Origin of the sequence: Zunongwangia profunda SM-A87, from assembly GCF_000023465.1 — a bacterium.
In the GTDB taxonomy this organism is placed as follows: Bacteria; Bacteroidota; Bacteroidia; order Flavobacteriales; family Flavobacteriaceae; genus Zunongwangia; species Zunongwangia profunda.
Genome location: NC_014041.1, coordinates 294,176 through 306,313 on the forward strand (window position 1 = coordinate 294,176; position 12,138 = coordinate 306,313).

A 12,138-nucleotide genomic window follows, 5' to 3' on the forward strand; every position below is an offset into this window, starting at 1 on the left:
GCAATTTTATTCTTGGTTATTAGTGTTAACAGCCTCTGGCTTTTTACCAATTTTTTCCTGTAACCATTGGAAAAGGATAAACAACATTGGGATTACAAATACTCCTGTAATTGTACCAATTAATAAACCTCCGGCTGCTCCGGTACCAATAGCACGGTTACCTTCGGCACCTACACCACTTGCTAATACCAATGGCATTAATCCTAGAATAAAAGCAAAAGAGGTCATTAAAATTGGTCGTAACCTGGCTTTGGCGCCATCTATAGCAGCATCTACAATGCTTTCTCCACGTTTTCGTCGTTGGATGGCAAACTCTACAATTAAAATCGCGTTTTTAGCAAGCAGACCAATTAACATAATTAATGCAATTTGGAAATAGATGTCATTCTGAAGTCCTGCAAGTTTAGTCGTTAAATAAGCACCAAATACTCCTAATGGTAAGGAAAGCAATACCGAAAGCGGTAATAAATAACTTTCGTATTGTGCTGCCAATAAGAAATAAACAAACACTATAGAAAGTAAAAATATAGTCGTGGTTTGGTTACCGGCATTTACTTCCTCTCTTGTTAATCCTGAATAAGCAGTCCCGTAGTTACCTGGTAATGTAGAAGCTACTTCTTCTATCGCAGTAATCGCATCACCAGAACTGAATCCGGGATTGGTGGCTCCTGTTAGCTTAGTAGAATTAAACAGGTTGAACCTGGTTACCGATTGCGGCCCATAAACCCTTTTAAGAGTTACAAACTGCGTAATAGGAGACATTTCGCCACTTTCAGTACGAACATACAATCTATTTAAATCACTTTTAGTGGCCCTGTCTTGCGGAAGTGCCTGTACATATACACGGTATTGTTTACCAAATCTTGAAAAATCGGCAGCATAAATTCCTCCAATATAGCCTTGTAAGGTCGAGAAAATCTCACTTACCGAAACTCCTTTATCTTTGGCTAAAGGTACATTCAGATTAATTTCGTACTGTGGATATTTTGTATTGAACGATGACTGCGCATATTGAATTTCGGGGCGCTGCATCAGCTTTCCTATAAATTCCTGGTTGGCCGCATCTAATTCTTCAAAACTTGAACCTGAGCGATCCAATAGATTCACTTCAAACCCGGCAGAGTTCCCAAAACCTGGAATACTTGGTGGGGCAAAGAAAATAATATTCGCCTCTGGAATGGTGGCTGCAATACCAAATAATTTTCCGGTAATTGCTTTTAGCGAAAGTTCATCGGTATCACGTTCTTCCCAATCTTGTAGTTTTACAAAGCCTAGACCATAGTTACTACCGGCACCACTAATTAAACTTCGTCCATTAATTACAGATACGCCTTCAACACCAGGTATATCTTTTATTTTTTGATAAAGCTCATTATTCACTTGAGACGTTCTATCAATAGAAGCCCCGGCGGGTAATTCAACATTTACAAATAACAAACCTCTATCCTCATCAGGAACAAAGCCGGTAGGAGTGGTGGAAGAAGTCCACCAAATACCTGCTACTGCCAGGATAAGGATGAGCGCACTAATCCATTTATTTTTGTATAAAAACTGAAGTGATTTACCATAGCGATTAATAGTCGCATTAAAACCACGGTTAAACGCTGCATAAAATTTTTGCAGGAAGTTTTTCTTTTTATCTTCTTTTTCGTTGTGGGTTTTTAAAAATAATGCACACAATGCGGGACTTAAAGTCAATGCGTTAACTGCCGAAATAAAGATGGCAACAATCAACGTAATCCCAAATTGTTCGTAGAAAACACCTGTGGGTCCTGTGATAAATGTTACCGGAATAAATACCGCTGCCATCACTAAAGTAATGGAAACAATTGCTCCAGAAATTTCGTGCATCGCATCTAGAGTGGCATTTTTCGCATTATCGGCGCCTTCATCTATTTTTGCGTGCACTGCTTCTACCACTACAATGGCATCATCTACCACAATACCAATAGCCAGTACCAGGGCAAATAGGGTAAGCAGGTTAATGGAATAACCAAACAGGTTTAAGAAAAAGAAAGTACCAATAATAGAAACGGGAACCGCAATTGCCGGAATTAAAGTAGATCTAAAATCCTGAAGGAAAATAAACACCACAATAAAAACCAGTATAAATGCTTCAACCAGCGTATGTACTACTTTATCTATAGAAGCATTTAAGAAATTATTGGTATCGTAAGGAATATAAATTTCTATCCCTTCGGGAAGATTGGCTTCAATGTCCTCTAATTTTACTTTGATAGTTTGAATAATATCACGTGCATTAGATCCTTTGGTCTGAAAAATAGCCATATTCACCGCAGGATTTCCTTTAGTCATAGAACCGCCGTTATAGGATTGTGCATCCAATTCTATTTCGGCAACATCCTTTAACCGTAAATATTCACTATCTCCTAAAGCCTTGATGATAATGTTTTTGTATTCCTTTTCTGTTTTAAAACGTCCGCTGTACTTAATAGTGTAAGAAAAAGCTTCCCCGTTATTTTCACCAAGCGCACCGGCAGCTGCCTCTAAACTTTGTTCATTAAGCGCTGCAATTACATCTGAAGGGACTAAATTATAGGCGGTTAATTTTTCGGGTTGCAACCAGATTCGCATAGCGTAATCCTTTTGCCCAAATACGTTTACGTTACCAACGCCATTTACCCTTTGGATTTCAGGAATAACATTTATTTTTAAGTAATTCTGAATAAATGTATCATCGTAATCTTTATTAGTACTATAAAAAGACAAGAACATTAAGGCACTGGTCTGTTGCTTTTGAGTAGTAACCCCGGTTTGTTTAACTTCGGCAGGGAGTAAAGGGTTGGCCCTGGCCACCCGGTTTTGTACGTTTACCGCTGCGATATCCGGATCTATTTCCTGATCGAAAAAAACGGTGATTTCAGCCGTACCGTTATTGGTAGCGGTAGAGGTAAGATAAGTCATTCCCTCTACACCATTTATCTGTTCTTCAATAGGAACGATTACACTTTCCAAAATCGTTTCAGCATTGGCCCCCGGATAACTTGTAGAAACCGTAATGGTTGGGGGCGCAATATCGGGATACTGGGTAATTGGTAAAGCTGTTAAGCCCAATACACCAAGTATAACTAATAAGATAGAAACTACCGTAGATAATACGGGTCTCTCTATAAATGTTTTAAGCATAATTTATTTCTTCAGCAATTTATTTAAATATTTTTTCGATAGGTTCTGCTATGCTGTCAAAAGGCAAAGGCTGTGGTTTAATTTCAGAGCCGGGTCTAATTTTAGAGACTCCTTTTGCAACAATTTTATCGCCTTGTTTTATTCCGCTTTCAACGATGTACAAACTGCCAATTTCATCTTTAGTTTTAATGGCAGAAGAAGTTACTTTGTTATCTTCCCCTACTTTCATCACCATAATGCTTCCCTGCTGTTCAAACGTGGCAGACTGTGGTACTACAACGGCATCTTTATAAACTTCGGGAATAAGAATGCTTCCGCTATTTCCATTGGTTAAAATTCTGGAAGAATTGTCAAATACCGCTCTAAAAGAAACAGTACCTGTGTTAGCGTTTACCTGAGAATTTATGGTTTCTATTCTTCCTTCTTCAGAATACATCGTGCCATTAGCTAATCTTAATTTTACGTTGGGAAGGTTTTTAATTATCTCGTCAAAAGATTCTCCTCTTTTATTCTGAAGAAAATTAAGATAGTCGGTTTCATTCATAGAGAAGTAGGCATACACTTTACTAATATCAGCTACGGTAGTTAAAGGTTGTTGGCTGGTAGGGCTAACTAAAGCACCTTCCCTTAACCTAATGGAGCCTACATAACCATCTACGGGGCTTTTAATATTCGCATAGCCTATATTGGCCGCAATACTATTATAACTGCTTTTTGCTTGTTGTAATTTTGCTTTTGCCGTTTCTAACTGCACCTCACTAATAATATCTTTTTCTACCAGCGGTTTAAGTTTGTCTACTTCAACCTGAGCTGCATTTACATTGGCCTGAGCGGCTTGGGCGTCTTGATTTAAGGATTGGGTTTCCAGTTTAAAAAGGATTTGCCCTTTTTTTACTTTTTCACCTTCATCAACCATCACTTTGTTAATGTAGCCCGATACTTTAGCACGTATTTCACTGTTTACAATACCTTCTATATTTACCGGGTAAGAGGTGTTCCCTTCTACAGTTTTAGTGATTATTTCTATTACAGGATAGGGTTTGGCCTGTTGAGCCTGGGCACCAGCTGCCTGTTGTGATTTTTCACTATCATTACCACAAGATATAAGAAGCAGGATGCCAGCTAATAAACTTATATTTAATATTGATTTTCTCATTTTTATACGTAGGTTATATTTATTGATTTTTAAATTTTGACATTTTCTCTATAGTATCTTTCATATTTCCTTGCTGTTTAATTAAATAAGCCCGAAAAAGTACAGAAATAACTCCGTGCTCTTCATACTTATGTTGGTTATAAAGTGAATTGAATTCTGTAATTTTATTTATCAAAGCAATCTCTTCCTTCACTCGTTCCAAATCTTCTTTTAATGTATTTATCAGGTAGCTTTTGCTCGCTCTAAAATATCTTTTACGGTCGCCAGATTTAGTAAAATATTCTACCTTTTTGAGTTGAAGCAGAAGATTAAGTTGAGTAGAAACAGAGCTTTTACTGGCACAAGTCATTTCTAATATTTCGTCAAACGTATGTCCGTCATAGGGCGATAATATCATAATAGCATATATTCTTGCAGCTAGAGGAGACATTTGCTTGGCTTTTTCAAAATGAAGCCCAACTTCTTCTATCAATTTTTTCTTCTCTTCAGAACAACATTCCATACCTTGAATTTTATTATTCGGTTTGCAAAAATACGATTGGTTCGGAATTAACCGAACTAACTAAACTTAAAAAAAAGTTAATTATTTTCTAGCGCGTAGAAAATCGAATTCGTTGCTCTTTAAAAGAAAACCAATACGTATCACACTGCGGTACCTATCGTATTCAATAAGGTTTTCGTCATAACCGGTGAACCATTCTAATACGAGAAACTGGTTAACGCTATTAAAAGGATTGTAAAGAATTCTAGGTCTTGCCGCTCCTTTCCAGTCTAGAGAAAGTCCTTTTTGAAGCATTAGTTGCGCATAAAGTCTATTTGGGATAAACTCATAATCAAAATTTAACTGACCGTATCCAGAGTAATCCATAAGGTCTGGATTACTCTCTTTGTAGTAAAAAGGCAGCCAGGCTTTCACTCCTGCCACAAGTTTTTTAGAAATTGCCCAGTGATATTCTAAAGAAACAAAATTCCAGCTACGAGAATAGATACTGTCTCGACCATTCGATTCGTGCTCTAAAGCTAGCGTAGCCAATGAATTCACTTTATTCGATTTATCGTAGAAATATTTAGAATACGCAATCCCAGGATTGAAATTAATTTCTTTAAAAGGGCTGGAAAATTCGTAGATGTTCCAGAAAGCCTTTTGTGTGTATTTCAAAAATAAATAAGAATCCTGGGGCACTTTTTTTCTAAAAAGTAATTGCTTAAAACTTACCTGGTATTTAGCATCTGCAGTTTTTTTGCTAATTCCGGTATGCGTAGGAACTCCGGTAATAAAATAATTGTCTTTATGAATGGTAAAAGATGGAATCGTCTTTACACTATCCTGTAATTCTTCTTTTGTAAGTCGTTGTGCATAAACAGGTTTAAGTAGAAAACAGAAAGTAAATAAAGCAAAGAGGATTTTCATCAAAATAGAATTCAATTGTTGAGGTTGACTTTAAAAATAACAGTAAAAACCGATTTTTGAAAGTTTTAGAACCAGTTTTGCAAATTTAGGGCTTCGATTTTATTTATAGATTGGTTTAACAAATAAAAAAGCCCTGAAAAAAACAGGGCTTAAATCTATATTTTTAAGCTGAAATTATTCGCCGTAAATACCAATTTTTAATTCACCTTTCTTATTCATTGTCGCTCGGTACATCCCGGCGGTATTAAATTCCATCGCTACATTACCATCGTGATCTATGGCAATGATTCCGCCATCGCCACCCATCTCTGGTACTTTTTTCTGAATAACCTCAGCTGCCGCTTCCTGTAAGCTCAATCCTTTATATTCCATTAATGCTGAAATATCGTAAGCTACAACGCCACGTATGAAGAATTCTCCCCAACCGGTAGATGATACCGCACAAGTTGCGTTGTTAGCGTAAGTCCCGGCACCGATAATGGGAGAATCGCCAATTCTATTCCATTTTTTATTGGTCATCCCGCCGGTAGAAGTTCCCGCTGCAAGATTTCCGTTTTTATCCAAAGCAGCGCAGCCTACGGTTCCAAATTTCGAATCTTTTATAAAACTGTCGTAATTGGCAGCCGTTTTATTTCCTGATTTTTCCCTTTCACGTTCTTTTACTTTTTGTAAACTTTTAAAACGATTTTCGGTATAAAAATAACTCGGATCTACAATTTCCAATCCGCGTTGTGTGGCAAATTCTTCAGCACCTTTTCCTGCAAGTAGCACATGCTCTGAATTTTCCATCACCTCATAAGCTAGATTGATAGGATTTTTTATATTAGTGACTCCGGCCACTGCCCCTGCATTTAAGGTTTTACCGTCCATAATCGAGGCATCCAGTTGATTGGTTTCGTCGTTGGCAAAAACCGCTCCTTTGGCCGAATTAAATAGTGGAGAGTCTTCCATCACATTTATAGTTCGTTGTACTGCTTCGATCGCTGTCCCGCCATTTGCTAAAATTTCGTGACCTGTTCTTATGGCTTCTTCCAGTTTGGTTTTATAGGCCTTTTCCAGAGAATCACTCATATTTTCTTTTAATATCGTTCCGGCGCCCCCGTGGATTACAATCCCAAAATTAGGAATATCGTCCTGTGGTTTCGCTTCTGAAGTAAAAGCAGGAGTGGTTTCTTTTTCTGAAGTGTTACCGCAGGCTATAAAAACAAAAATGCTAAGTAGAAGAAGTAGATTTTTCATCAAAAATTAATTTAGAAGGTCTGAATTTATATAAATTAATTGAATTGCTTAATAAATCAGGATAGGAATAATAGTAAAAAAGCGTACAGATTACGGAGAATGTAAAGGGAAGTGATTTTGGTCGTATATAAAAATTTACAAAAAGACGTAAAATGAAAGATAGTTTAGTACACAGGAATGCCCAGATATTTATCGATTTTTGGGGTTCTTTTGTTCATATTGTGTAATTTTAGGTTCAAAAATTATATTATGGCTGTAGCTAAACCTTTTAATCTTACCAAGTGGATCGAAGAGAACCGCGATACGTTAAAACCACCAGTTGGAAACCGAAATTTATACAGAGAAGCAGATGATTATATCGTGATGATCGTTGCCGGGCCAAATGCCAGAAAGGATTATCACTATAACGAAACTGAAGAATTATTTTACCAGCTGGAAGGGAATATCGAAGTTCATATTCAGGATGAAGGTGTGAAAAAAACCATGAAATTAGGGCCTGGAGATATGTATTTAAATCCGGCTAAAGTACCACATTCACCAGTTCGTCACGAAAATTCTTTAGGATTGGTGGTAGAGCGTAAACGAGTGGATTTGCCGGGCGAAGATGGCTTGTTATGGTTTTGTGATCATTGTAATCATAAATTGCACGAGGTTTATTTTCCGCTAGAAGATATCGAAAAAGACTTTTTAAAACACTTTAAAGACTTTTATGCTAGTGAAGACTTAAGAACCTGCGATAATTGTGGTGAGGTAATGCCAACCGATCCTCGCTTTGTGGCAGACGAAGATTAAGCATTTGAGCAAACAAACCACACGCACATAAAAATGAGTCAAATCGCAAAAGATTTTGGAATTGATAAAGCCTTAGAAGAATTAGGGCTTCAAGATATAAACAACGGAACTTCGACCGGGAAAGATTTCTTTTCTGGCGGAGAAATTATCGAATCTTACTCTCCGGTTGATGGAGCTTTGATAGGAAAAGTAAAAGCTACCACGCCTGAAGATTACGAAAAAGTGATCACTACGGCTGAAAAAGCTTTTAAGGAATGGCGAACAATGCCTGCTCCGCAACGAGGTGAAATTGTTAGAAAATTTAATGACGAATTACGCCGACTTAAAGAACCACTGGGAAAATTGGTTTCTTACGAAATGGGAAAATCCTATCAGGAAGGTTTAGGTGAGGTACAGGAGATGATCGATATCTGTGATTTTGCGGTAGGATTATCAAGACAATTACACGGTTTAACGATGCATTCTGAACGTCCTGGACACAGAATGTACGAGCAATACCATCCATTAGGAGTTGTTGGAATTATTTCAGCGTTTAACTTTCCGGTCGCAGTTTGGTCTTGGAATACGGCTTTAGCCTGGGTTTGTGGTGATGCCTGTATCTGGAAAGGTTCAGAGAAAACTCCGCTTACCTCGGTAGCTTGCCAGAATATCGCTGCTCGTGTTTTTTCTGAAAACGGAGTGCCAGAAGGTATTTCCTGTTTGATCACCGGTGATTATAAAGTAGGTGAGTTGATGACCAAGGATGAGCGAATTCCGCTAATATCTGCAACGGGTTCTACCAGAATGGGAAAAACCGTAGCGAAAGAAGTGGCCGGGCGTTTAGGGAAATCGCTTTTAGAATTAGGCGGAAATAACGCCATTATCGTCACTCCAGATGCGAATATTAAAAACACCGTGATCGGTGCGGTTTTTGGAGCGGTAGGAACTTGCGGACAGCGTTGTACTTCTACGCGAAGATTAGTTGTACACGAAGATGTTTACGATAAAGTGAAAAATGCGATTGTAGATGCTTACCAGCAAATTAAGATCGGGAATCCGTTAGATGAAAATAATCACGTTGGGCCGCTAATCGATAAAGATGCGGTAAAAAATTATCAGGCTGCTTTAGAGAAAGTGGTTGAAGAAGGCGGAAAAGTTTTAGTTGAAGGTGGCGTTTTAGAGGGCGAAGGTTACGAAAGCGGTTGCTATGTAAAACCCGCGATTGCTGAAGCTGAAAATCATTTTGAGATCGTACAACACGAAACTTTTGCACCCGTGCTTTATATTATGAAATATAAAGGCGATGTGAGTAACGCGCTAGAATTACAAAACGGCGTTCGTCAAGGACTTTCTTCAGCGATTATGACGAATAATTTACGGGAAGCCGAACGTTTCTTATCGGTTGAAGGTTCAGATTGTGGAATTGCCAATGTAAATATTGGAACTTCTGGAGCTGAAATTGGTGGCGCTTTTGGTGGTGAGAAAGAAACCGGTGGTGGTCGTGAAAGTGGTTCTGATGCTTGGAAAGTGTATATGCGCAGACAAACCAACACGATTAATTACACTACTGAATTACCATTAGCGCAAGGAATTAAGTTTGATCTGTAAATCCTTTACTAAGGGATTTTAAATATAAAATATCTACAAGCTGTTAGAGAACTTGTAGCAAATCATCTAAACCTCACAGGTTTCTAAAACCTGTGAGGTTTTTTTAATAAAAAGAAATGCTATTTTTTATTCAAGCAGCACTTTTTGTATTTCTTTCCACTTCCACAGGGACAAGGATCATTTCTTCCTGGTTCTTTTTGTTTTATAATCGGTTGTTGATCTTCGTTATTCATTATTAGATGCTGAAATGCTTCTTCATCAAAAGGAACATCGTCCATATCAAAGTCATCTTCCGGTTCTTCATCCTCGAAAAAACGATCATACAAGCTAAAGTCATCATCCTCTAGTTCTTCATCAAAGTCATTAAACTCTTTTTCTAAATAAGCTTCATAGTCTGCCTTCCAGATTTCATATTTCTTAAACAGATCAGCTTTTGGCAGCTTTGCCTGTTCACTGATAAATTCGGGTTTTTTAAAAGCTTCTTCAATACTGTCAAATTCACCATTTATGCTTTTGGCAACTAAATTTAACTGGTAAAGTTCCTTGATCTGCGGGAGTAATTCTTCCATCCGCAAATCTATGATATCAGCAATGATAAGTCCGTAGGCTTCGTGATCAATTAAGTTTTCATTCTGCTTTTCTGCAATAAAATAGAGCAGCAGGTCTTTATAATGGGATTGGATACTTTCCCTTAATGCTGATTTTTCGTTTGCTAAAAACGCAATTCCTTCAGAGACGTATGATTTGGAAAGCCCATAAAGATTAGGGGTTTTTAGAAAGTCGAAAAATTGTTGCAGGTTATTTTCTCCAAATGTAAAAAGGATCGAAGCAACAACATTGTTTGCAAAATCCCCAAAATATATTTCATAAAAATCTTCATCCTGTTTTAGGATCTCAAAAATTTCTGGTAATGCCTGTTCAGCATTTAATTCTTCCAGTATGAATAAAGTATGTATGGGAAAGAGGAGAAGGTCCATTTCATCATCTTCCATAAAGTAGTCATAACGTGCAATGCTATCGTTTAGTAATTTTTTTAAATCTTCTATAAGGGGTTCGCGCTCCAGTTTAAGGATGGTTTCTAATTTGTTTTTAGGAAAATCGTAATCTTCCTCATATAGCCACTGCATTTGTATAGGGAAATTAAAAACAGGAGCCTTATCGGTTTGCAGGTGCGAACGCCTATCAGTTACTGCTGGGGAGTGGTATTCTTCGTTTTCTCGTTGTTTTCTTTCTGCCGCTTTTATAAGCATAAATTGTTTTATTCGGTCTTGTGCATATTCCGTTTTAGGATGATCTGGGGCAACTTTTACCATCATATCTACCCTCATTTCAGCTTGTTCGATCTCGTCTTGTGCCAAAAAATATAAAACCGATATTTGATTAAAAGCGATAAACTCTTCAATATGAAATTCTTCACGATTGGGATAAAGTGATTTTAGCTCCATCATTTCGCCCAAAACCTCCGGGATTTTCTCTAATTGATCGTTTTCTAAATATTCCGCAGCCAAATTAAGACGCCCAAACAAATAATTGGGATGCTCTTTTACCAACCAGCGGTTGGCTTTAAACGCCTGTTCCATTTCTCCCCGTTCTTTATGTAGCGTGGCCAAAAAGTTTTTTAAAGCGGGCACCCGTGGATATTGCTTAATAAGTCGGGGCAATTTTTTTAGCAGGTATCCTTTGCCTTTAAGAACATCGGGGTGTATGCTTTCAAGAATTTCACGTATTTTTGAAGTAATATGGTTTTCATTGTCCAATAATTCGTGATCTGAACTTATAGTATAAGATTGGAGCTGGTATTGAAGCATTTTTTATCTCTTTTTGGTTATTCAAATTTAAATATAATATTATCGAGATTTACGCCAAATTGAAAACAATTGAATAGGTTTTAAAAATCGTAGAGGTTTTTTAATTTGGCTATATTTGTACTTCTTATGTTTGTTGGAGTTATGGCTACAGCTACTTTTTTCACTTGTAAACCTTCAACAAAACTTCAACCATACATTGCCTATTATTATTTTCATGAATCTGATGATGAAGATTTTCAGCAATCGTTCACCTATTATCCGCATTATAAAAATGCACTTACCATATATAAAAATGTGGATTATAATATTTTGCCAGATTTTTCTGTTGAGGTTTCTTCAGCTAAGAAAGATTCTTTGAAGGTTGTTTATTCTAAGCTGTACCAAAATCTAGGACGAGTGAGAATAAATGGGAAATTCGTGAAAATCGGAGTAGTTTTTCAGCCTTTGGGAATTCAGCATTTTATAAAAGAAGTTTATAGTGAGGTTTTTTCTAAGCCCATAAATTTCACTAATCCTTTTGGTTTGAAATTCAATGAAGTTTTGGATCAAGTATTTTTAACTTCAATTATTTCAGAAAAAGCGAATTTGTTAGATAAATTTTTTCAACAACAATGCCTGGGATTTGAAGAAGAAAGAATTATTGGAGCTGTGAATAAAATTATAGAAAGTAAAGGTATGATTTCAGTTTCAGCCTTGGCCAGAGATTTAGATATTCATCGTAAAACTTTACTTCGGTTGTTTCAAAAGCATCTCGATTGCTCGGTTGAAGAATATCGGAAATTAGTCCGCTTCCGCTTTGCTTTAGAGAAAATTCAGCAACAAAATAATATCAATCTTACTACGGTTTCTGCAGAACATTACTACGACCAGTCAGACTTTATTAAGCAGTTTAAAAAGCTTACCCAATTATCCACAAAAAAGTTTATGGTAGCAGTCAGTAAATTGGGGGATGAGGATACCTTTTGGAACTTTAATGGCTAGTTGTGTCCCAATAGTAC

9 protein-coding genes are annotated in these 12,138 nt (G+C 37.1%); 3 read left to right on the top strand and 6 right to left on the bottom strand.

The annotated features are described in order from the left end of the window. Nucleotides 1–6 precede the first annotated feature (6 nt). The 5 genes from ZPR_RS01400 to ZPR_RS01420 all read right to left on the bottom strand — a co-directional run bounded on the left by ZPR_RS01400 (nucleotide 7) and on the right by ZPR_RS01420 (nucleotide 6,953). Nucleotides 7–3,147, bottom strand: a complete 3,141-nt coding sequence (locus ZPR_RS01400; protein WP_013069805.1) for an efflux RND transporter permease subunit — start codon at nucleotides 3,145–3,147, stop codon at nucleotides 7–9. Nucleotides 3,148–3,166: 19 nt separating this feature from the next. Beyond that, nucleotides 3,167–4,303 carry an efflux RND transporter periplasmic adaptor subunit gene (locus ZPR_RS01405; RefSeq protein ID WP_013069806.1) on the bottom strand — a complete coding sequence of 379 codons (1,137 nt, stop codon included), beginning with the start codon at nucleotides 4,301–4,303 and terminating at the stop codon, nucleotides 3,167–3,169. Between the two features lie 19 nt (nucleotides 4,304–4,322). Next, a complete protein-coding gene (locus ZPR_RS01410) occupies nucleotides 4,323–4,805 on the bottom strand; it encodes a GbsR/MarR family transcriptional regulator (protein ID WP_013069807.1) in 483 nt (160 codons plus the stop codon). An 81-nt stretch (nucleotides 4,806–4,886) separates the two neighbouring features. Further along, nucleotides 4,887–5,714 (bottom strand): phospholipase A, encoded by an 828-nt coding sequence (locus ZPR_RS01415; RefSeq protein ID WP_013069808.1) that lies wholly within the window; start codon nucleotides 5,712–5,714, stop codon nucleotides 4,887–4,889. Nucleotides 5,715–5,888: 174 nt separating this feature from the next. Further along, nucleotides 5,889–6,953: an isoaspartyl peptidase/L-asparaginase family protein gene (locus ZPR_RS01420; protein WP_013069809.1), complete on the bottom strand. Its 1,065-nt coding sequence runs from the start codon at nucleotides 6,951–6,953 to the stop codon at nucleotides 5,889–5,891. A gap of 249 nt (nucleotides 6,954–7,202) precedes the next feature. On the opposite strand from ZPR_RS01420, the gene ZPR_RS01425 reads away from it, so the two are divergent. Both ZPR_RS01425 and amaB read left to right on the top strand, forming a co-directional pair. After that, nucleotides 7,203–7,745, top strand: a complete 543-nt coding sequence (locus ZPR_RS01425) for a 3-hydroxyanthranilate 3,4-dioxygenase (protein WP_041578510.1) — start codon at nucleotides 7,203–7,205, stop codon at nucleotides 7,743–7,745. Nucleotides 7,746–7,778: 33 nt separating this feature from the next. Then, the gene (gene amaB, locus ZPR_RS01430) at nucleotides 7,779–9,332 is read left to right on the top strand and encodes an L-piperidine-6-carboxylate dehydrogenase (RefSeq protein WP_013069811.1); all 1,554 of its coding nucleotides are present in this window, start codon (nucleotides 7,779–7,781) and stop codon (nucleotides 9,330–9,332) included. Between the two features lie 119 nt (nucleotides 9,333–9,451). Here amaB and ZPR_RS23910 read toward each other — a convergent pair whose 3' ends face one another. Then, a complete protein-coding gene (locus ZPR_RS23910; RefSeq protein WP_013069812.1) occupies nucleotides 9,452–11,140 on the bottom strand; it encodes a DUF1186 domain-containing protein in 1,689 nt (562 codons plus the stop codon). Between the two features lie 126 nt (nucleotides 11,141–11,266). Here ZPR_RS23910 and ZPR_RS01440 point away from each other — a divergent pair, with 126 nt between their 5' ends. Beyond that, nucleotides 11,267–12,121, top strand: coding sequence for a helix-turn-helix domain-containing protein (locus ZPR_RS01440; protein ID WP_013069813.1), 855 nt, complete (start codon nucleotides 11,267–11,269; stop codon nucleotides 12,119–12,121). The last annotated feature ends 17 nt before the right edge of the window (nucleotides 12,122–12,138 follow it).